19 protein-coding genes are annotated in these 21,654 nt (G+C 71.4%); 16 read left to right on the forward strand and 3 right to left on the reverse strand.

All coding sequences use genetic code 11. The features are described from left to right. The first annotated feature begins 225 nt into the window (after positions 1-225). The 3 genes from DMB66_RS49915 to DMB66_RS49925 all read left to right on the forward strand — a co-directional run bounded on the left by DMB66_RS49915 (position 226) and on the right by DMB66_RS49925 (position 4,927). Positions 226-2,109 (forward strand): helix-turn-helix transcriptional regulator, encoded by a 1,884-nt coding sequence (locus DMB66_RS49915; RefSeq protein ID WP_233625401.1) that lies wholly within the window; start codon positions 226-228, stop codon positions 2,107-2,109. 149 nt (positions 2,110-2,258) lie between these two features. After that, positions 2,259-4,424: a M4 family metallopeptidase gene (locus DMB66_RS49920; RefSeq protein WP_125811157.1), complete on the forward strand. Its 2,166-nt coding sequence runs from the start codon at positions 2,259-2,261 to the stop codon at positions 4,422-4,424. 257 nt (positions 4,425-4,681) lie between these two features. Further along, positions 4,682-4,927 carry a hypothetical protein gene (locus DMB66_RS49925; RefSeq protein ID WP_125811141.1) on the forward strand — a complete coding sequence of 82 codons (246 nt, stop codon included), beginning with the start codon at positions 4,682-4,684 and terminating at the stop codon, positions 4,925-4,927. A gap of 67 nt (positions 4,928-4,994) precedes the next feature. On the opposite strand, the gene DMB66_RS49930 is transcribed toward DMB66_RS49925, so the two are convergent. Both DMB66_RS49930 and DMB66_RS49935 read right to left on the reverse strand, forming a co-directional pair. After that, positions 4,995-5,993: a TerC/Alx family metal homeostasis membrane protein gene (locus tag DMB66_RS49930; protein ID WP_125811142.1), complete on the reverse strand. Its 999-nt coding sequence runs from the start codon at positions 5,991-5,993 to the stop codon at positions 4,995-4,997. 110 nt (positions 5,994-6,103) lie between these two features. Further along, complete coding sequence (locus DMB66_RS49935) at positions 6,104-6,874, reverse strand: dioxygenase (RefSeq protein WP_233625403.1); 771 nt, start codon at positions 6,872-6,874, stop codon at positions 6,104-6,106. Between the two features lie 368 nt (positions 6,875-7,242). Between DMB66_RS49935 and DMB66_RS49940 the strand changes: the two genes are divergently transcribed. From DMB66_RS49940 to DMB66_RS49960, 5 genes are all read left to right on the forward strand, one after another. Then, positions 7,243-7,890, forward strand: coding sequence for a GPP34 family phosphoprotein (locus tag DMB66_RS49940; RefSeq protein WP_125811143.1), 648 nt, complete (start codon positions 7,243-7,245; stop codon positions 7,888-7,890). 27 nt (positions 7,891-7,917) lie between these two features. Then, positions 7,918-9,420 (forward strand): APC family permease, encoded by a 1,503-nt coding sequence (locus tag DMB66_RS49945; protein ID WP_199753105.1) that lies wholly within the window; start codon positions 7,918-7,920, stop codon positions 9,418-9,420. After that, positions 9,417-10,004 carry an N-acetyltransferase gene (locus DMB66_RS49950; protein WP_125811145.1) on the forward strand — a complete coding sequence of 196 codons (588 nt, stop codon included), beginning with the start codon at positions 9,417-9,419 and terminating at the stop codon, positions 10,002-10,004. Before DMB66_RS49945 ends, DMB66_RS49950 begins: the two co-directional genes overlap by 4 nt. A 70-nt stretch (positions 10,005-10,074) precedes the next feature. Continuing rightward, the gene (locus tag DMB66_RS49955) at positions 10,075-10,704 is read left to right on the forward strand and encodes a hypothetical protein (RefSeq protein WP_233625404.1); all 630 of its coding nucleotides are present in this window, start codon (positions 10,075-10,077) and stop codon (positions 10,702-10,704) included. A 78-nt stretch (positions 10,705-10,782) separates the two neighbouring features. Further along, the gene (locus DMB66_RS49960; protein ID WP_125811147.1) at positions 10,783-12,099 is read left to right on the forward strand and encodes an FAD-binding oxidoreductase; all 1,317 of its coding nucleotides are present in this window, start codon (positions 10,783-10,785) and stop codon (positions 12,097-12,099) included. 102 nt (positions 12,100-12,201) lie between these two features. Here the strand turns inward: DMB66_RS49960 and DMB66_RS49965 are convergent, their stop codons facing one another. Beyond that, positions 12,202-12,966, reverse strand: coding sequence for a GntR family transcriptional regulator (locus DMB66_RS49965; protein ID WP_125811148.1), 765 nt, complete (start codon positions 12,964-12,966; stop codon positions 12,202-12,204). Between the two features lie 190 nt (positions 12,967-13,156). Here DMB66_RS49965 and iolC point away from each other — a divergent pair, with 190 nt between their 5' ends. From iolC to DMB66_RS50005, 8 genes are all read left to right on the forward strand, one after another. After that, positions 13,157-14,107: a 5-dehydro-2-deoxygluconokinase gene (gene iolC, locus DMB66_RS49970; protein WP_125811149.1), complete on the forward strand. Its 951-nt coding sequence runs from the start codon at positions 13,157-13,159 to the stop codon at positions 14,105-14,107. Next, positions 14,100-14,969 carry an aldolase gene (locus tag DMB66_RS49975; RefSeq protein ID WP_125811150.1) on the forward strand — a complete coding sequence of 290 codons (870 nt, stop codon included), beginning with the start codon at positions 14,100-14,102 and terminating at the stop codon, positions 14,967-14,969. Before iolC ends, DMB66_RS49975 begins: the two co-directional genes overlap by 8 nt. Beyond that, entirely contained in the window at positions 14,966-15,841 is an 876-nt protein-coding gene (gene iolB, locus DMB66_RS49980) for a 5-deoxy-glucuronate isomerase (protein ID WP_125811151.1), read from the forward strand. Before DMB66_RS49975 ends, iolB begins: the two co-directional genes overlap by 4 nt. Beyond that, the gene (gene iolD, locus DMB66_RS49985) at positions 15,838-17,691 is read left to right on the forward strand and encodes a 3D-(3,5/4)-trihydroxycyclohexane-1,2-dione acylhydrolase (decyclizing) (protein ID WP_125811152.1); all 1,854 of its coding nucleotides are present in this window, start codon (positions 15,838-15,840) and stop codon (positions 17,689-17,691) included. Before iolB ends, iolD begins: the two co-directional genes overlap by 4 nt. Positions 17,692-17,704: 13 nt before the next feature. Next, positions 17,705-19,201: a CoA-acylating methylmalonate-semialdehyde dehydrogenase gene (locus DMB66_RS49990; protein WP_125811153.1), complete on the forward strand. Its 1,497-nt coding sequence runs from the start codon at positions 17,705-17,707 to the stop codon at positions 19,199-19,201. A 47-nt stretch (positions 19,202-19,248) separates the two neighbouring features. After that, positions 19,249-20,244, forward strand: coding sequence for a sugar ABC transporter substrate-binding protein (locus DMB66_RS49995; RefSeq protein WP_125811154.1), 996 nt, complete (start codon positions 19,249-19,251; stop codon positions 20,242-20,244). Positions 20,245-20,313: 69 nt separating this feature from the next. Beyond that, positions 20,314-21,381, forward strand: a complete 1,068-nt coding sequence (locus tag DMB66_RS50000; RefSeq protein WP_125811155.1) for an ABC transporter permease — start codon at positions 20,314-20,316, stop codon at positions 21,379-21,381. Between the two features lie 90 nt (positions 21,382-21,471). Further along, positions 21,472-21,654, forward strand: a 183-nt coding sequence (locus DMB66_RS50005) for an ATP-binding cassette domain-containing protein (RefSeq protein ID WP_125811156.1), incomplete at its 3' end; no start/stop codon positions are given.

The raw sequence follows: 21,654 nt of genomic DNA on the forward strand, positions 1-21,654 counted from the left end.
GGCGCTGGCCCTCGGCGGGGCGGTCGCCGCCGGCCCGGCCTGGCGGCCCGCGCCGCTGCCCGAGCCGGCCCGGGCGCTGCTGCGCCGGCGCCTCGACGCGCTGCCCGCGCCGGTGGCCGGCACGCTGCTGGTCGCCGCCCTCGCCACCGAGCCGACCATGACGGCCCTGGTCCGGGCCGGGCAGGAGGACGCGGACCGGGACCTGCGCGCCGCCGCGGCGGCCGGGTGGTCGAGCTGCGGGGGGAGACGATCCGTTTCGTCCCGCCGGCGCTCGCCGCGGTGCTGGCCGAGGACGCGGGTGCGACCCGGCGCGCGGGGGTGCACGACGCGCTGGCCGACGCGGCGCTCGACGAGACCGACAGCGTCCGGCACCGCGCGCTGCGCAGCGGCCGGCCCGACGCCGACGTGGCCCGCGACCTGGTCGCCGCCGCCGACCGGGCGCTGGACCGCGGCGCCGGGCGCACGGCCGCCGAGCTGTATCTGCTGGCCGCCGACCGCTGCCCGCGCAGCCTGGCGGCCGAGCGGTTCGACTGGCTGGTCGCCGCGGCCGGCACCGCGCTGACCGCCGGGGTGCCGGCGCTGGCCGGCCGGGCCGCCGAGGCGGTGCTGGCCGCCGCCGACTCCCCGGCGCGGCACCGGGTCACCGCCCGGCTCGTGCTCATCGACCTGGCCGGGCAGGCGCTGGCCGACATGGGGGAGATGTTCGCCGCCGCGCTCAACGAGGCCGGCGACGACGTCACCCTGATCGCGCCCGTGCGGCTGCGGCTGACCTGGGCCGCGATGCTGGCCGGCGACCCGGGTACGGGTGCGGACTGGGCCGTGGGCGCGGCCGCGGCGGCGCGGCAGGCCGGTGACCCGGCGACCGAGGCGATGGCGCTCAGCGCGCTGGCCCAGATCCAGCGGATCCGCGGCGAGCCGCGCTGGGCCCGGACCCTGGAGCGGTCGCTGGCCCTGCCGGCCCCGCAGGTGCCCGGCTGGCTGCACATGGGCCCGCGGTATCTCGCCGCGCGGTTCGCCATGGTCGACGACCGCCTCGACGAGGCCCGCGCCGAACTGCTCACCCTGCTGGCCGTCGCCGAGCACGACCGCACCGGGGAGGCGCTGGTCGAGGTGCTGCGCAGCCTGTCGGAGGTGGCCAGCCGGGCGGGCCGGTGCCGCGACGCCCTGCGGTACGGCCACCGGGCCGTCGCGGCCGCCCAGCAGGCCGGGCTGAGCCCCGGGCCGACCTGGTACACGGCCGCGGTCGCCGAACTCGCCGGTGGCAGCCTGGCCGCGGCCGCCGGCTACGCCCGCCGGGGGGTGCGCGCCTCCGAGCAGGAGGGCGACACCCTCTACCTGCGCCGCAACCTGCACGCCCTGGGCCAGGCCGAGCTGCGCGCCGGCGACGCCCGCGCGGGGGTCGCGGCGCTGCTGCGGCTGCGCGAGCTGGAGGCCGGCGCGACCGATCCGATGATCGTGCGCTGGCGCGGGGACCTGGCCGGCGGGCTGGCCGCCCTCGGTGAGCACGCCGAGGCCGCGCGGATCCTCACCGAGGCCCGGCAGGCGGCGGCCCCGCTGGGCGATCACCCGGGCGTGGCCGGCTACCTGGACCGGGCCACCGCGATCGTGCTCTCCGAGAGCGGTCAGGCCGACTCCGCCGTACGGCTCTCCGCGGCCGCCGCCGAGCACTTCGCCGAGTCGCACCAGCCGATCGAGCAGGCGCACGCGCTGCTCGTGCAGGGCGGCGCCGAGCGGCGGCGGCGCCGGTACGCGGCGGCCCGGTCCGCCATCGGCGCCGCGCTGGCGATCTTCCTCGCCGCCGACGCGAAGCCCTGGACCGAGCAGACCGAGCGGGCGCTGGCCCGCACCGAGGGGACCTCCGCGCCGCCGACCGACCTCGGGCTGACCTCGACGGAGGCGCGGATCGCCGGGCTGGTCCGGGACGGCGCCAGCAACCGGGAGATCGCCAACCGGCTCTACCTGAGCGTCAAGACGGTCGAGGCCACCCTCACCCGGGTCTATCGCAAGCTCGGCGTGCGCTCGCGCACCCAGCTCTCCTCCCGGCTGCCGGCGGCCGGCTCCGCACCGACAAGGGTTTTCCCTGATTCGGTGACGGTCGTCGATGCATAGCGTCACTGCACAGTCAGCCTGGTGCCTCCCGACCCCGGGACATCGCGCACAGGCCTCGCCCTGACCGGGTCGAGTAAAGGAGTACGAGCGTGCGACGTCAGAAACTCATCACAGCCTCGGTGGCCCTGGCCACCGGCGCGGCGCTGGCCATGGCGGCGACGCCCGCCACCGCGACCCCGCACCAGGCGCCCAGTCCCGGGCCCGCCCCGGCGGCCCTCGCCGCCGCCGCGGCGGACAGCGTCGTCGGCAGCGCGGGCAAGGCCGGACTGCTCCGGCGCGCGGCCGGCGACGACCTCAAACGCACCGGCGTCGTGCAGGGCACCCGGGGCCTGCAGTACGTGACGTACGCGCGCACCTTCAAGGGCCTGGCCGTGGTCGGCGGCGACGTCGTCGTCACCACGGACGCGGCCGGCACGGTCAAGGACACCGCGGTCGCCGAGACCGCCGCCATCTCGGTCGGCACCACGCCGAAGATCACCGCGGCGCGGGCGGCGGCCATCGCCAGGGCCCGGCTGGCCAAGGTGGACAGCGCCGGCGCGCCGACGCTGAAGGTGCTCGCCGGGGAGACCCCGAAGCTGGCCTACGAGGCCGTGGTCGAGGGGCGCACGGCCCAGAACAAGCCCAGCAACCTGCACATCTTCGTGGACGCGGCCACCGGCGCGATCCTCGACGAGGTCGACTACGTGCGCGAGGGCACCGGCAACGGCTACTACTACGGCAACGTCACCATCACCACCTCGGGCTCCGGCAGCTCGTACTCCATGACCGACACCACCCGGCCGGGGCTGCGCTGCGGCGGGCAGAACGGCACCGCCTACACCGGCACCGACGACGCGTGGGGCACCGGGTCGGGCACCAACCTGGAGACGGCCTGTGTCGACGCCCTGTGGGGCGCGCAGCGCGAGGTCGACATGCTCTCGTCGTGGTTCAACCGCAACGGCATCAACGGCAACGGCAACAACCCGCCGATCCGGGTCGGGCTCGCCGACGTGAACGCGTACTGGAACGGCTCGTACGTCAACTTCGGCCACAACCAGGCGAACAACCGCCAGGCCACGCCGATCGACGTGGTGGGACACGAGATGGGTCACGCCATCTTCCAGAACACCCCGGGCGGTGCCGGCAGCGGCAATGAGAACGGCGGTCTCAACGAGGCCACCGGCGACATCTTCGGCGCGCTGACCGAGGCGTACGCCAACAGCCCGCTCGACCCGCCGGACTACCAGGTCGGCGAGGAGGTCGACCTGGTCGGCCAGGGCCCGATCCGCTACATGTACAACCCGTCGATCGCCGGCGACCCGAACTGCTACTCGTCGTCGATCCCGTCGACCGAGGTGCACGCCGCGGCCGGCCCGCTGAACCACTGGTTCTACCTGACCGCCGAGGGCTCGAGCCCGACCAACGGCCAGCCCGCCAGCCCCACCTGCAACTCGACGACGGTGACCGGCCTCGGCATCCGCAAGGCCGGCGAGATCTACTACAACGCGATGCAGTCGAAGACCTCGACCTGGCGGCACGCCAACGTGCGTACCGCCACGCTGGCCGCGGCGAAGAACCTGTACGCGCCGAGCTGCGCCGAGTTCAATGTGGTCAAGGCGGCCTGGGCCGCGGTCAGCGTCCCGGCGCAGACCGGCGAGGCGACCTGCACCGGCACGCCGGCCAACGACTTCTCGGTGTCGGCGTCGCCGACCTCGGGCAGCGTCGCGGCGGGTTCCTCGGCCACCACGACGGTCGCCACCGCGACCACCGCCGGCTCGGCGCAGACCGTGGCGCTGACCGCGTCCGGCCTGCCGAGCGGGGCGACCGCCTCGTTCAGCCCGGCCTCGGTGACCTCCGGCTCGTCGTCGACCCTGACGATCGCCACCACGGCGGCGACCCCCTCGGGCAGCTACCCGGTCACCATCACCGGCACCGGCTCGGCGACCCACACCGCCACCTACACGCTGACGGTCACCGGCGGCCCCGGCGGCAGCTGCGCCGGCACCAACGGCACCGACGTGGCCATCCCGGACCTCACCACCGTCACCAGCACGATCACGATCAGCGGCTGCGCCCGCAACGCGTCGGCGACCTCGACCGTGGCGGTCAACATCCTGCACACCTTCCGCGGCGACCTGGTCATCGACCTGGTGGCCCCGGACGGCACCGCGTACCGGTTGAAGAACAGCAGCGCCACGGACAGCGCGGACAACGTGGTCGCCACGTACACCACCAACCTGTCCTCGGAGGCCGCCAACGGCGCCTGGAAGCTCCAGGTCCGGGACGCCGTCCGCAATGACATCGGCACCATCAACACCTGGACCCTGACCCTCTGAGGCACCACTGACGACTCCGAAGGCCCGCGGCGCTCACCGCGGGCCTTCGTTGTGTCCGGGAACACGGCCGGCCCGCGCGATCGTCTGACCAGGACATTGGCGACGGAGAGTGACGCGGGCTACAGGGATCCAGTGGTCGCGGTCACTTCTGCACCCGAGGTTTTACCTGGTTGATTTGTTGTGGAAGCCCTTGGTCGGGATCGTTGTTGCAGGAAGCAACGACGCTCTCATCGTCACCCATCGTGAGGAGAAAGACCATGGCCCTGACCATCAAGCTGCGCGACGTCCGCGTGAACCTGGCGAACCGTCGCACCGAGCGGGGCGCCCGGCGCCGGCTCAGCGCCGAGCTCGCGGCCTTCCAGACCCCGGCCGAGCGCGCCGAGCTCGACTTCATCCTGGGGCGGCACACCCAGGAGGAGACGCGGGAGATCCGCGAGATCCTCAACCAGCAGGACTACGAGCGGCAGCGGTCCGGCAGCGCCATCGGCGGTTATCGCGGCTGACGCTCCGCCATGCGACGGCAAACGCGACGCGACGGCCCCGGCTGGACAGCCGGGGCCGTTGTGTGTGTCAGCGTTCCTCGGGTTCGTCCCGGTGGGCGCGCAGGCTGCCGGCGTGCGCGATCGTGTCGGGGTCCTTGCGCACCTTGATCAGGCTGGCCACGGTCGTGACGACCAGCACCACCACGATGACGCCGAGCGAGACGGCCGTGCTGATCTCCGGCACCGCCGTGCTGAGGTCCTTGTGCGCCCAGTGCAGCACCAGCTTGGCGCCGATGAACGCCAGGATGATCGACAGTCCGGTGGAGAGGTAGACCAGCCGGTCCAGCAGGCCCTTCACGAGGAAGAACAGCGCCCGCAGGCCGAGCAGGGCGAACGCGTTCGCGGCGAAGACGATGAACGCCTCCTCGGTCACGCCGAACACCGCCGGAATCGAGTCGAGCGCGAACAGCAGGTCGGCGCTGCCGATCGCGATCAGCGTGATGAACAGCGGGGTGGCCGTCCGCGTACCGTCGATCTTGGTGAACATCTTGCCCCCGACGAAGTCCGGGGTGACCGGGAAGAGCCGCTTGGCGCCCCGGACCACGGCGTTGTCGGGATCGGGGTCCTCGTCGCGGTGCCGGAAGAGCTGCACGGCCGTGAAGATCAGGATCAGGCCGAAGATCAGGAACATGAACGAGAAGAGCGACAGCAGCGTCGCGCCCAGCGCGATGAAGATGACCCGCAGCACCAGCGCGATGATGATGCCGAAGGTCAGCACCTCCTGCTGATACTTCTCCGGCACCGCGAAGGTGGTCATGATGATCACGAAGACGAAGAGGTTGTCGACCGACAGGCTCTTCTCGACGATGTAGCCGGCGAAGTATTCGGTGCCGTAGTCCCAACCGGCGATCGAGCCGAAGACGACGCCGAACGCGACGGCGATGGCGATGTAGAACACCGACCAGGCGGTGGCTTCACGGAAGCCGACGGCATGCGGCCGCAGCACGCCGAGGGTCAGGTCGAGGGCGAGCAGGGCGACGATGACCGCGATGGTCAGCGTCCAGCCGAGCGCGGTGACCTCCAGCATGGGACAGGAACCTCCGGGGCGTCGGACAGCAAAGGGTGTTGCCGGAACGTACCCACAAGGTTCCCTGGTCAGACTGGGAAGATCCTGAAAGTTCGCCGAGCCGTCAGCGCTCAGGTGACCTGGAACGAGCGCTTCGACAGGCCCATCCAGAAGCCGTCGATCGGCTGCTCCGGGCGCTGCTCCGGGTCGGTGGACGCGCCCAGCGTGAGGAACATCGGCGCGAAGTGCTCGATGGTGGGGTGCGCGTACGGCATCCCGGGCGCCCGGTCGCGGAAGTCGGCGAGCTCGTCGACCGCGCCGCGGGCCAGCGCGTCGGCCGTCCAGGCGTCGAAGTCCACCGACCAGCCCGGCGCCGCCGCCTCGGGCCGGAAGTCGCGCAGGAACGGCAGCCCGTGGGTGGTGAAGCCGGAGCCGACGATCAGCACACCCTCGTCGCGCAGCGGGGCCAGCCGGCGGCCGATCTCCAGCAGCCGGCCCGGCTCCAGGGTGGGCAGGGACATCTGCAGCACCGGGATGTCGGCGTCCGGATACATGACGGTGAGCGGGACGTACGCGCCGTGGTCGAGGCCGCGGTTCGTCCGGGTGACCCGCTCGCGGTCCGGCATGAGCTTGGTGATCCGCTCGGCCAGGGCCGGCGCGCCCGGCGCGGGGTACAGCACCTCGTAGTAGTGCCGGGGGAAGCCGCCGAAGTCGTAGACCAGCGGCACCGTCTCGGTGGCACCGAGCATCAGCGGCGCCGACTCCCAGTGCGCGGACGCCATCAGGATCGCCCTGGGCCGCGGCAGGCCGGCGGCGAGCTCCTGGAGCTGGCCGACCCAGGTCGGGTCCTCGACCAGGGGCGGGGCGCCGTGGCTGATGAAGAGGGCGGGCATGGTACTCATCGGGTGCCTCCGGTTGACGCTTCAACTACCAGGCTCCACCATACGGCGATTTACTTGCGTCGTCAACCAAATCCGTCCGGCGTGCGGGTGGCTCGCCGGAATATGACGAATGCGTTAAATTCCTCGATCTCTTGGAGGGGGTAACCGCAGCTCGCGGCCTTTCCCTGGGATGTGATCCCGATCCGGCCACTCTGGACATTGCGCGGCGTGCGGGGCGCTGGCATGCTACGCGGTGTTGTCCAGGGGCCGCCCACCGTAACCGGTTGCGGCGCATCCGTCATACCTCGATCAGCAATCCGTCACCGCTGGGCGCGCGGCCCCGCGGTCGCCCGGCCGTGTCCGCGTACGAGGAGGAAGGAGACCGTCGAGTGGCGACCAGCCAGCTGCCGCTCGCCGATGACCTGTATCTCGCCGCCCACGACTCCTCCCGCGCCCGCTGCCTGCTCACCCCCACGACCCTCGGCCTCGGCCTGGGCGCCGCCCTGCTCGCCGAGCTCGTCCTGTGGCGCCGGCTGGAGGTGCGAGACAACCAGCTGACCGTGGTCGACGAGCGGCCCACCGCCGACCCGCCGACCTCGGCCGTCCTGGAGCAGCTGCTGCGCGAGAGCCACCACCGCCAGGTCCGCGACTGGATCTCCTTCCTGGCCACCGGCGTCGCCGCCGAACTCGTCGAGCGCCGCCTCGCCCGCGCCGGTCTGGTCCGGCGCGAGGAGAAGCGCGGCCTGCTCGGCGTCAAGGTCCGGTTCGTGCCCACCGACCCCGCGCTGACCGGCTGGCCCGGCACCCGCATCCGCATCGCCGCCACCCGCGGCGAGCTGCTGGACAGCCCCGATCTCGTGCTCACCGGGCTGGTGCTGGCCACCGGCCTCGATCAGCACGTGTTCGTCACGCTCGAAGCCCACGAGCGCGACCACCTGTTCGACCAGTTGCGCCGGCGGATGCCGGCCCCGCTTCAGTACCTCGTCGGCCACGCAGAGGCCGCCGTCGGCGACGCCGTGATGGCCCGCCGAGCCTGACACCCCCTGTCCCGTTGGGAGATCCCCGTGTCCAGCACGTCCACCCCCGTCAGAGAAAGCCAGCTCTCGACCGCCCTGGCCCGCGACCGCCTCGGCGTCGCGGCCGTCGTGTTCTTCGTGATGTCGGCCGCCGCGCCGCTCACCGTCGTCGCGGGCGTCGTCCCCACCGGCCTCGCGGTCACCGGCCTGACCGCCATCTCCATCGCGTTCCTCGCGGTCGCGGTGGTCCTCGCCGTCTTCTCGGTCGGCTACGTCGCGATGTCCCGGCACATCGCCAACGCCGGCGCGTTCTACGCCTACATCGCCCGGGGCATCGGCCGCCCCTTCGGGGTCGGCGGCGCGTGGGTCGCGCTGCTGGCCTACAACAGCTTCCAGTTCGCCTCGTACGGCGGCTTCGGCGCGATCGCGGCCCCGCTGTTCGCCGACTGGTTCGGTGTCGACCTGCCGTGGTGGGGCTTCGCGCTGGCGGGCTGGGCGCTGGTGGCCGTCCTCGGCGTCCGGGACGTCGCGGTCAACGGCAAGGTGCTGGGCACCCTGCTGGTCGCCGAGATCGTGCTCGTGGTCGTCTTCAGCTTCGCCGACCTGCTGACCCCGGACTTCGCGGCCTCGTCCGCGCCGCTCAACCCGTCCAGCCTGGTCGGTGCGGGGGCGGGCGCGCTGCTGGTCATGGCCGTCACCGGCTTCGTCGGCTTCGAACAGTCCGTGGTGTTCAGCGAGGAATCGCGCGACCCGCGCCGGACGGTGCCCCGGGCCACGTACATCGCGGTCGCGCTCATCGCCGTGCTGTACGCGTTCTCCGCCTGGGCGATGATCTCCGCCGCCGGCGGCAAGGCGGTCGAGCGGGCCGGCGCCGAGGGCCCCGAGCTGTTCTTCAACCTCGCCTCCGACCAGCTCGGCGGCGCCGCCCTGCACCTGGGCCACGCCCTGTTCCTGACGTCGCTGATCGCGGCGATGATCTCGTTCCACAACATCATCGCCCGGTACACCTTCTCGCTCGGCCGTGAGGGCGTGCTGCCGCGGGCCTTCGGCCGCACGGTGCCCGCGACCGGGGCGCCGAAGAACGGCTCGCTGGCCCAGTCCGTGCTCGGCCTGGTCGTCATCCTGGTGTACGCGCTGGCCGGCTGGGACCCGCTGGTGCAGCTCTTCTTCTGGGGCGGCACCCTGGGCGGCATCGGCGTGCTGCTGCTGATCACCGTCACCTCCGCCGCGGTGATCGGCTACTTCGCCCGCAACCCCTCGGGCGAGGACGCCTGGCACCGCATCGGCGCCCCGGTGCTCGGCACGGTCCTGCTGCTGGTGGTGACATACCTGGCGCTGACGAACATCGCCATCCTGTTCGGTGTCGAGCCCGGCTCCACCCCGACCTGGGCCGTCCCGCTGGCGTACGCGGTGCTCACCCTGGCCGGCGTCGGCTGGGCGCTGATCCTGCGCCGGAGCCGCCCCCTGGTCTACAACGGCATCGGCATGGGCGCGCGCAGCGCCGGCGCCGGCCTCTCCTTCCGCGACGTCACCTCGGAGGCCCACAAGTGACCCCGGTCATCCGCCCCGCCACCGAGGCCGAGCTGCCCGTGGCCGGCGCGCTCATCGCCCTGTCCTTCGACCACCTGGAGCAGAACCGTTCCCTGGTCCCGGATCCGGCGGCGAGGCTGCGGGTGATGGGCGACTTCTTCACGCTGCTCACCGAGCACGCGCCGCTCTGCGGCAAGGTCGAGGTGATCGACGCCCCGACCGGCGGCCTGGCCGCGACCGCGGTGTGGTTCGACCGTACGCACGAGATGCCGGAGATCCCGCACTACGAGGAACGCCTCGCCGCACTGGCGGGGGAGTGGCTGCCGCACTTCCAGGCCCTGGACGAGCTGTTCGACAAGCACCACCCGGTGGACCCGCACTGGCACCTGGCCTTCCTCGCGGTCCACCCGGACCACCAGGGCCGGGGCCTCGGCGGTGCGCTGATGGACAGCACCCACCAGGACCTGGCCGGCACGCCGGCCTACCTGGAGGCGACCAACGAGGACAACATCCGGCTCTACCGCCGGTACGGCTACTCCGACATGATCCCGTTCGACATCCGGATGCCCGACGACACGCCCTTCTACCGGATGTGGCGAGCCTGAGCCACGGCCGCGGCGGCGCTGCTCACCCTTGACCGGGCAGCGCCATCGCGTGGCCACTATGGTGCAGTCCATGCCGATCGACCGGGTGACCGCAGCCGACGTCCGTGCCGCCGTCTACCTCGCGGCCGACGCGCTGGCGCCGGCGGTGGAGCGCGACTGGCGGGTGCCGGCCGGCGACCTCGACTGGGACTGCTGGGAGACGGTCGAGCACATCGCCGACGACCTCTTCGCGTACGCGGGGCAGCTCGGCCCGCGCCGGCCCTCGGCGGCGGGTCCCGTGCCGTTCAGCTGGCAGTACCGCCGCCCCGGCGGGCCCGCGCTCAGCGTCTGGGCGGTGCCCGAGGACGGTCCGGCCGGCCTGCTGCAGGTGCTCGAGTCCGCCGGCGCCCTGCTGGCCGCGATGGTCGAGGTGACCCCGCCCACCGTTCGGTCCTACCACGTCTTCGGCGCCGCCGACCCGGAAGGCTTCGCGGCGATGGGCGTGGTGGAGACCCTCGTGCACATGCGCGACGTGGCCGCCGGCCTGGAGCTGCCCTGGGAGCCGCCGGCGGAGTTGTGCGCCCGGGTGCTGGAGCGGCTGTTCCCCGACGCCCCGGCCGGCACGGACCGCTGGCAGACCCTGCTGTGGGCGACCGGCCGCGTCGCGCTGCCGGGCCACGACCGGCTGACCTCCTGGCGCTGGCAGGGCGCCCCGCGCTAGCCGGCGGCTGTTCGTAAGTGTCGTACCCCCTGGCTATCGTCGCCGCGCACGCACCCCCGATCCAGAAAGGTGCCCGCGATGAGTGCCGACACGACCGACGCCGAATCACCGGTGGCGTGTTATCCAGGGTCCGCCGAGTATGACGAGCACCGTGCCGGCTTCCAGTTGCGGGAGCGCCATCAGCCGGCCCTCGTGGTCGCGGCGCGGGCCGCCGGCGACGTCGTGGCGGCCGTCCGGCACGCCGCGGGGTCATATCTGCCGATCGCGGTCCAGGCCACCGGGCATGGACTCGCCAACCCGCTCGCCGGTGAGGGTGTGTTGGTTTCCACGCGAAGGATGGACAGCGTCGATGTCGACCCCGGAGCCGGCACCGCATGGGTGGGCGCTGGAGCGCGGTGGCGCGACGTGATCGAGGCCGCCGCACGCTACGATCTGGCACCGCTGTCCGGGAGCATGCCCGGTGTCGGCGCTGTCTCCTACACGCTCGGCGGCGGCCTCGGGCTGATGGCTCGTCGCTACGGCTTCGCCGCGGACCATGTCACGCGCTTGGAGCTGGTCACCGTCGACGGCTCCCTGCTGACGGTTTCGGAACGCGAGGAGCCGGACCTGTTCTGGGCGCTCCGCGGCGGTGGCGGGAGCTTCGGCATCGTGACCGCGCTGGAGATGGCTCTGATGCCGGTCGCCAGGCTGGTCGGCGGCGGGCTGATGTTCGACCTGGGCGAGACGCCGGAGGTGGTCTCATCCTGGTTGCGTTGGACGGCGACAATGCCCCCGGAGATGACCTCGGCGATGACCACGCTCGAGGTTTCCCAGCGGCACATGGCCCATGTCCAGATCGCCTACCTGGGTTCGGCTGCGGAGGCGGACGAGTTGGTGGCCCCGTTGCGGGCGTTGAAACCCGCGTACGACGGTTTGCGGGAGATCCCGTACCGGCGGTCCGACACCGTCTTCAGCGAACCGGATCAGCCGCACGCGTATGTCGGCGACAACGTCTTGTTGCGGGCGATCGACGAGGAACGCCTCCGCGACACCATCGCCGCGTCGGCGCCGGGCCGGTCGGTTCGCTCCATCATTTCGGTTCGTCATCTCGGTGGGGCGCTGTCCACTCCGCCGAGGGTGCCGAACGCAGTCAGCCACCGCGAGGCTAGGTATCTGCTGTGTGTGGTGACCCCGACAACCAAGTCGAACGCGGCAAGTGCGCGGGCGCCGCAGGACGAACTGTTGGCCAGCTGGTCCGGCACCGCCGTGGGCAGCTCGCCGAACTTCACCTTCGGACGCCCCGACCAACGCGCCGCCGCGGAAGTGTTCGACGCCGAGCGTCGTGACCGCTTGCTGCAGCTGGCCCGCAAGTACGACCCGGCCGGACTGTTGCGCCCCAGCTTCGTCATCGCCTGAGTCAGCGGATGCTGGCCCGTCCTTTCTGATCGTCGTGGCAGTTGTCCGACGCCGGCTGGGTCGATCCCGCGGTGCGAGGCCCGGGTGGGCTCGCTGGGCGGGTCAGCCCGCCGACAGGCTGAGCTCGAAGCTGTAGCGGCTGGCCCGGTACAGGTGGGAGCCGTACTCCAGGGCCCGTCCGCTCACGTCCCAGGCCGTCCGGGTCATGGTCAGCACGGAGGCGCCGCGCTTCTCCTGCAGGGTCCGCGCCTCGGCCGCGGTCGCCGAGCGGGCCCCGATGACCTGCGTCGCGATGCGCGGCACGAAGCCCGCGCGGCGCAGCAGTTCGTACAGGCCGTGCCCGGCCAGGTCGGCCGGCTCCAGCCGGATCAGGTCGACCGGGATCGCGTTGTGCATCAGCGCCAGCGGCTCGCCGCCGGCGTAGCGCAGCCGTTCGATCCAGGTCACCTCGGCGCCCGGCGGCAGTTCCAGGGCCGCGGCGACCTCGGCCGGCGCTGGGATGACGCGCAGGTCCAGCACCTCCGTCCGGGGCTTGCGGTCCGCGCTGACCAGGTCGTCGTACAGGCTGGAGAGCTCGACCGGGCGTCGCACCTTCGGGTGAACGACCTGGGTGCCGACTCCGCGTTTGCGCACGAGCATGCCGCGTTCCACCAGATACTGGATCGCGCGGCGCGTGGTCGGGCGCGAGACGCCGAGCCGTTCGGCGAGGTCGACCTCGTTCTCGATGCGCGCGCCGACACCGATCTCGCCCTGCTCGATGAGCTCCTGCAGGCGGCTCGCGACCTGGAAGTAGAGGGGAACGGGGCTGGTCCGGTCGACCTCGACCGGGCGCACGGGACTGCGGACTGGGGAGGACTCGGATGCCATGTGACCCCCTTCGTTTTTCAGTTTGTCATGACAAAGTATTGACGTGGAAGCCCCCACGTTATTACATCGAAACGAACCGTCACACCGGCCCTACAGCCTTTTCACCGCGCCGTAACCCGCACGGCACTCGAGGCGCCGCCGTGCGCCCGAAATCTCCCGCAGGCCCACTCGTCTACCGCCAGGGGGACTCATGCTCGCAGACGAGGTACTGACCATGGGACGTATCGGCGTTGATCTGTACCCACAACAGATCGGCGTATCCCTCCGCGAGGTCCGCACCTTCGCCAAGTTCCTCGGTGGCAGCCCCACCAACGTCGCCGTCGCCGCCGCCCGGTACGGCCGGCGCAGCGCCGTGATCAGCCGCACCGGCGCCGATCCGTTCGGTGAGTTCATCCACGACGCGCTGCGCGGCTTCGGTGTCGACGACCGCTTCGTCTCGCCGGTCGCGGGTCTGCCCACCCCGGTGACCTTCTGCGAGATCTTCCCGCCGGACGACTTCCCGCTGTATTTCTACCGCTTCCCCAAGGCGCCCGACCTGGAGATAGCCCCCGCCGAGCTGGATCTCGACGCGATCCGGTCGGCGGAGATCTTCTGGGTCACCGGCACCGGGCTGTGCCAGTCGCCGTCGCGGGAGGCCACCCTCGCCGCGCTGCGCGCCCGCAACAAGGCCGGCATCACCGTGCTCGACCTCGACTACCGCCCGATGTTCTGGGAGTCGCGGGAGCAGGCCCGGGAGTGGATCAGCCAGGCACTGCCGTGGGTGACCGTGGCGGTCGGCAACCTCGACGAGTGCGAGACCGCCGTCGGCGTCCGCGAGCCGCACGCCGCGGCGCAGGCGCTGCACGACGCGGGTGTCGAGCTCGCCGTCGTCAAGCAGGGGCCGCTCGGCGTGCTCGCGTCGAGCGGCAAGGAAGAGGTTCAGGTGCCGCCGGTGCCGATCGAGGTGGTCAACGGGCTCGGCGCGGGTGACGCCTTCGGCGGCGCGCTCTGCCACGGCCTGCTGGCGGGCTGGGATCTGGAGACCATGATGCGCTTCTGCAACGCCGCCGGCGCCATCGTCACCACCCGGCTGGCCTGCGCCGACGCCATGCCCACCGAGTCCGAGGTCCGCGAGCTGCTCGGGGAGGCCGGCGGTGCTTGAGGTTGAGGAACTGGCCACCATCCGGGCCGACCGCCCGGAGGCGATCGCCGTCGCCGCGGCCGCCCGCCGCCGGCCCGCCGGCTGGCGCGGCGAGCACGGCCGGTTGATGATCATCGCGGCCGACCATCCCGCCCGTGGCGCGCTGCGCGCCGGGCCCGACCCGCTGGCCATGGGCAACCGCGCCGACCTGCTGCGGCGGATCTGCACCGCGCTGGCCCGCCCGGGCGTCAACGGCGTGCTCGGCACCCCCGACATCATCGAGGACCTGCTGCTGCTCGGCGCCCTCGACGACAAGTTCGTCATCGGTTCGATGAACCGCGGTGGCCTGGCCGGCACCAGCTTCGAGATCGACGACCGGTTCACCGCCTACGACGGCGACAGCCTCGCCGCAGCCGGTCTCGAGGGCGGCAAGATGCTGCTGCGCATCGACCCCGAGGACCCCGGCACGGTGGCGACGATCGAAAGCTGCGGGCGGGCCGTCGGCGACCTCGCCGCGCACAAGCTGATGGCGATGGTCGAGCCGTTCATCTCGCACCGGGTCGACGGCCGGGTGCGCAACGAGCTCAGCGCCGAGGCGATGATCCGGGCCATGACGGTCGCCGCGGGCCTCGGCAGCACTTCGGCGTACACCTGGTTGAAGGTCCCGGTCGTCGCCGAGATGGAGCGGGTGATGGCCGCGACCACGCTGCCGGCCCTGATCCTCGGCGGCGAGGTCGCCGCGGACGCGGAGGCCGCCTACGCGCAGTGGAGCAAGGCGCTGGCGCTGCCGACCGTGCAGGGCCTGGTGATCGGGCGCAGCCTGCTCTATCCGTCCGGCGGCGACGTCGCGGACGCGGTCGACCGGGCGGTGGGGCTGCTATGACGCTGCTGCGCCGCGGCGATGCCCAGAGCAAGCCGTTCGAGACCGTCGTGACCCCGCAGAGCGCCGGCTGGGGCTTCAGCGGGCTGCGGATCGTCGACCTGGCCATCGGCGCCCGGGTCAGCTTCAGCACCGGCGACGAGGAGATGATCGTGCTGCCGCTGGCCGGCGGCTGCGACGTCACCTGCGACGACGAGCGGGTCACCCTGACCGGGCGGCGCTCGGTGTTCTCCCGGGTCACCGACTTCGCCTACCTGCCGCGCGACACCGCGGTCACCATCCGGGCGGCCACCGGCGGCCGGTTCGCCCTGCCGGCGGCCCGGGCGGACCGGCGGCTGCCGTTCCGCTACGGCCCGGCCGAGGACGTGCCGGTCGAGCTGCGCGGGGCCGGCCAGGCCAGCCGCCAGGTCAACAACTTCTGTACGCCGGACTCGTTCGAAGCCGACCGGCTGATCGCGGTCGAGGTGCTCACCCCGGGCGGCAACTGGTCGTCGTACCCGCCGCACAAGCACGACGCGCCGGGCGCGGGCGAGACCGCGCTGGAGGAGATCTACTACTTCGAGGTCGCCGGTTCGCCGTCGGGCGCCGCCGGGGCCGGCTATCAGCGGGTGTACGGCCACCCGGACCGCCCCATCGACGTCTGCGCCGAGGTGCGCAGCGGGGACGTGGTGCTGATCCCGTACGGCTGGCACGGTCCTTCGATGGCGGCGCCCGGTTACGACCTCTACTACCTCAACGTCATGGCCGGCCCGGGGGAGCGCAAGTGGCTCTTCTCCGACGACCCGGCACACGCCTGGGTCCGGGGCACCTGGCAGGACCAGGAGATGGACCCCCGGCTGCCCCTGACGTCCGCCACCGAGAGGAAGCGCTCGTGAGACTCACCGTCGCGCAGGCCGTCGTCACGTTCCTGGCCAACCAGTGGACCGAGCGGGACGGCGTCGAGCAGCGCGCGATCGCCGGCTGCTTCGGCATCTTCGGCCACGGCAACGTCGCCGGCGTCGGCCAGGCCCTGCTGCAGGCGCAGCGCACGGGCTCCGCCGACATGCCCTACCACCTGGCCCGCAACGAGCAGGCGATGGTGCACGCCGCGGTCGGCTACGCCCGGATGAAGAACCGGCTGTCGGCGCTGGCCTGCACCGCCTCGATCGGGCCGGGCTCGACGAACATGCTCACCGGCGCGGCGCTGGCCACGGTCAACCGGATCCCGGTGCTGCTGCTGCCCAGCGACGTCTTCGCGACCCGGGTCGCGACGCCGGTGCTGCAGGAGCTGGAGGACCCGCGCGGCTACGACGTGTCCGTCAACGACGCGTTCCGGCCGCTGTCGCGCTTCTTCGACCGGGTGTGGCGGCCCGAGCAGTTGGCGTCGGCGCTGCTGGGCGCGATGCGGGTGCTGACCGACCCGGTCGAGACCGGCGCGGTGACGGTCTGCCTGCCGCAGGACGTGCAGGCCGAGGCGTACGACTTCCCGGACGCCCTGTTCGCCAGGCGCGTGTGGCACGTGGCCCGCCCGGCCGCCGAGCCGGCGGCCGTGGAACGGGCCGCCGAGGTCATCCGGTCCGCGCGCCGTCCGCTGATCATCGCCGGTGGCGGTGTCATCTACTCATCGGCGTCCGCCGAGCTGGACGCGTTCGCGCGGGCGACCGGGATTCCGGTCGCCGACACTCAGGCCGGCAAGGGCGCGTTGAGCTGGGACCACCCGAACTCCGTCGGCGGGGTGGGCTCGACCGGCACCCCGGTCGCCAACCAGCTCGCGCGGGACGCCGACGTGGTCATCGGCATCGGGACGCGGTACAGCGATTTCACGACGGCCTCCCGGACCGCCTTCGCCAACCCGGACGTCCGGTTCGTCAATCTGAACGTGGCTTCGTTCGACGCGGCGAAGCAGTCGGCTGCGCCGGTCGTCGCGGACGCTCGGGCGGGGCTGATCGCGTTGAACGCCGCGCTGGCGGGTTACAAATCCGATATATCGTACTCGGCCGATGTGGCTGCCTGGCAGCAGCGGGTGGACGAGGCCTACCACCTCGGGCACGGCCCGCTGCCGGCGCAGAGCGAGGTCATCGGCGCGGTCAACGACGCCTGCGGCGAGCGGGACGTGGTCGTGCAGGCGGCCGGCAGCATGCCCGGCGACCTGCAACTGCTGTGGCGCGCCCGCGACCCGAAGCAATACCACGTCGAGTACGGCTACTCCTGCATGGGCTTCGAGATCGCCGGCGCGCTCGGCATCAAGATGGCCGACCCGTCCCGCGAGGTGTTCGCGCTGGTCGGCGACGGCTCGTACCTGATGATGGCGCAGGAGATCGTCACCGCCGTCGCCGACGGCATCAAGCTGGTGATCGTCCTGGTGCAGAATCACGGCTTCGCCTCGATCGGCGCGCTGTCGGAGTCGTTGGGCTCGCAGCGGTTCGGCACCAGCTACCGCTACCGCGGCGCCGATGACGACTACGACGGCGACCGGTTGCCGGTCGACCTGGCCGCCAACGCCGAGAGCCTCGGCGCGAACGTCATCCGCTGCCGCGGCATCGCCGAGCTGACCGAGGGGCTCAAGCGGGCCCGCGAGGCCGACCGGCTCACGGTCGTGCACATCGAGACCGACCCGCTCTCGCCGGTGCCGTCGTCGATGAGCTGGTGGGACGTGCCCGTCTCGGAAGTCTCCACCCTGGACAGCACCCGCGACGCGCGAACCGCCTACGAGGCCGCCAAGCGCGGCCAGCGGCAGTATCTCTAGAGAGGGCAGTGCCTTGACCACCATCGAACACTGGATCGGCGGCAGTTTCACCAGCGGCGCCGCCACCCGCCGGGCCGCCGTCTACAACCCCGCGACCGGCCACCAGCAGCACGAGGTGGTGCTGGCCGAAGCCGCCGACGTGGACGCGGCCGTGGCCGCGGCGCGCACCGCGTTCGAGTCCTGGAGCCAGGCCTCGCTCAGCGCCCGTACCAAGATTATGTTCAACTTCCGGGAGCTGGTGAACGCCAACGTCAAGCCGCTCGCCGAGCTCGTCTCCGACGAGCACGGCAAGGTGCTCAGCGACGCCGCCGGCGAGGTGCAGCGCGGCCTCGAGGTGATCGAGTTCGCCTGCGGCATCCCGCAGCTGCTCAAGGGCGAGTATTCCGACCAGGCCTCGACCGGCGTGGACGTGTTCAGCTTCCGCGAGCCGCTCGGCGTCTGCGCCGGCATCACCCCGTTCAACTTCCCGGTGATGGTCCCGATGTGGATGTACCCGGTCGCCATCGCCTGTGGCAACACGTTCGTGCTCAAGCCCAGCGAGCGCGACCCGTCGGCGTCGAACTACATCGCCGACCTGTGGCGCCAGGCCGGGCTGCCGGACGGCGTCTTCAACGTGGTGCACGGCGACAAGACGGCCGTCGACGCGCTGCTGCAGCACCCCGACGTGGCCGCGGTCTCGTTCGTCGGCTCCACGCCGATCGCCCGCTACATCCACCAGCAGGCGTCCGCGACCGGCAAGCGCGTGCAGGCCCTGGGCGGCGCCAAGAACCACGCGATCATCCTGCCCGACGCCGACCTCGAATTCGCCGCGAACCACCTGGCCGCGGCGGCCTTCGGCTCGGCCGGCGAGCGGTGCATGGCGATCTCCGCGGCGGTCACCGTCGGCGGCGCCGGTGACCCGCTGGCCGAGATCCTGACCCGCAAGGCCCAGGAGGTGGTGGTCGGCTCCGGCCGCGACCCCAAGAGCGAGATGGGCCCGGTGGTCACGGCCGCGGCCCGCGACCGGATCGAGGGCCTGATCGGTACGGGTGCGGAGCAGGGCGCCAAGCTGCTCGTCGACGGCCGCGGGCTCAAGGTGGCCGGCTACGAGGACGGCTTCTTCGTCGGCCCCACGGTCATCGACCAGGTGCGGACCGGCATGGACGTCTACACCGAGGAGATCTTCGGGCCGGTGCTGGCCATGGTGCGCGCGGAGTCCGTCGATGAGGCGATCGACATCATCAACGCCAACCCGTACGGCAACGGCACCGCCATCTTCACCAGCAGCGGCGAGGCCGCGCGGCGGTTCCAGCGCGGGGTCCGGGTCGGGATGATCGGCATCAACGTGCCGATCCCGGTACCGATGGCCTACTACTCCTTCGGTGGGTGGAAGGACTCCCTCTTCGGTGACAAGCACATCCACGGCCCGGAGGGCGTCTCGTTCTACACCCGTGGCAAGGTCGTCACCTCCCGGTGGCCGCACGTCGAGGCCGCGCACGGCGCCAGCATGCACTTCCCGACGGCGAGCTGACGCACCTACCAGCAAACTCTCATCCCACCTATTTCTAGGAGCATCGCATGAGGTTGAGTCGTATACGCGGCGCCCGGCTCGTTGCTGTCGCGTCGGTGGTGGCCCTCGGGCTCGCCGCCTGCAGCAGCGGCGGTAAGGAAGCCACCACGGAAGACTCCAGCGGTGGCGGCAACGCCGCCGGCAGTTCCGGTTACACGATCGCATTCGTCACCCACGAGACGCCGGGCGACACGTTCTGGGACAAGATCAAGGCGGGCGCCCAGCAGGCCGCGAAGGACACCGGCGTCACCCTCAAATACTCCAACGACCCGGACGCAGCGAAGCAGGCCGGGCTGATCCAGAGCGCCGTGGACTCCAAGGTCGGCGGCATCGCCACCACCCTGGTGACCCCGGACGCGCTGGCCGGCTCCGTGAAGGCGGCCACCGACGCGAAGATCCCGGTGGTCGGCCTCAACTCCGGCATCGACCAGTACAAGAAGCTCGGCGCCCTGATGTACTTCGGCTCCGACGAGACGGTGGCCGGCACGGCCGCCGGACAGCGGATCGCCGAGGCCGGGGGCAAGCACCCGCTCTGCGTGATCCAGGCGGCCGGCTCGGTCGCCCTGGAGGCCCGCTGCGCCGGCGTCAAGAGCGCGGTGCCCGGCACCGAGAACCTCCAGGTCAACGGCGCCGACGACGGCGCGGTGGTGTCGACCCTGCAGGCCAAGCTCGCCCAGGACAAGTCGATCGACTACATCGTCACCCTCGGCGCCCCGATCGCCGTCGACGCGATGAAGGCCATGGAGGCCTCCGCCAGCAAGGCGAAGCTGATCACCTTCGACCTCAACACCGAGGTCGCGCAGAACATCCAGGACGGCAAGATCGAGTTCTCGATCGACCAGCAGCCCTACGTCCAGGGCTACATGGCCGTCACCTCGCTCTACCTCTACCTGAAGAACGGCAACGACATCGGCGGCGGCAAGCCGGTCCTGACCGGACCGTCGTTCGTCGACAAGAACAACATCGCCACGATCCTGCCGTTCACCCAGAAGAACACCCGGTAGTCGCTCGCGGGGGCGGCCGCGGGTCGCGACGCGGCCGCCCCCGCACAGGCAGTAATCGGAGCCATTGCCATGACACAAGTACAGACCACTCCTCCCTCCGCCACGACCCCCTCGGAAGCGTCCAACCGGGTCACCCTCAGCCTCTACAGCCGGATCCTCGCCAGACCCGAGGTGGGCGCGCTGGTCGCGGCGGTCATCATCTTCGTCTTCTTCCTCAGCGCCGCACCCGCCTTCCGTTCCACCGAGTCGTTCTTCACGATCCTCTACCAGTCCTCCACGATCGGGATCGTCGCGGTCGGGGTCGGGTTGCTGATGATCGGTGGCGAGTTCGACCTGTCGGCGGGCGTCATCACGATCACCGCCGGTCTGGTCAACTCGATGCTGTGCTGGAACTACGGGATGAACCTGTGGGTCGGCGCGATCGTCTCGCTGCTGTTCTGCCTGTTCATCGGCTTCCTCAACGGTTATCTGGTGATGAAGACCGGTATTCCCAGCTTCCTGATCACGCTGGGCACGTTCTTCGTGCTGCAGGGCGCCAACCTGGGCGTCACCAAGCTCGTCACCGGGTCGGTGTCCAGCCCGGACATCAGCAAGATCGACGGTTTCAGCTCGCTGCAGGCGATCTTCGCGTCCAGCTTCAAGGTCGGATCGGTGACGGTCTGGGGCACGGTGATCTGGTGGCTGCTGTTCGTCGCGCTCGCGGCGTGGGTGCTGCAGCGCACCCGTACCGGTAACTGGATCTTCGCCGTCGGGGGTAACCCGGACAGCGCCCGCGCGGTCGGCGTGCCGCTGATCAAGACCAAGATCGGTCTGTTCATGACGGTGTCGTTCTTCGGCTGGTTCGTGGGTATGCATCTGCTGTATCGGTTCAACACGCTGCAGGCCGGTAACGGTGTGGGTAACGAGTTCCTGTACATCATCGCCGCGGTCGTGGGTGGCACGCTGCTGACCGGTGGTTACGGCAACGCGATCGGTGTGGCGATCGGTGCGTTCATCTTCGGCATGACCAGCCTGGGCATCGTCTACGCCGGCTGGGATCCGAACTGGTTCAAGGCCTTCCTCGGTGTGATGTTGCTGCTCGCCGTGTTGGTCAACCTCTACGTCAAGCGGATGTCCACCGCGCGGAAGGTGGGATGACATGACCGACTGCACCGAGCGGCACCCAGCCGCACCGGGTCGTGGCCTCGCAGGCGAGGGCCACGAGGGCATGGCAATGGAGGCTCAGACATGACTGACACCCTGGCCGAGCACGCGGACTCGCAGCTGCGTAAGGGCGAGCCGTTGATCGAGATGGCCGAGATCGGTAAGAGTTACGGCGCGATCCGGGCTCTGCGCGGTATCAATCTGCGGGTGAACGCGGGTGAGGTCACTTGTGTGCTGGGTGACAACGGTGCCGGTAAGTCGACCCTG

The sequence above is a fragment of the Actinoplanes sp. ATCC 53533 genome, assembly GCF_003947245.1.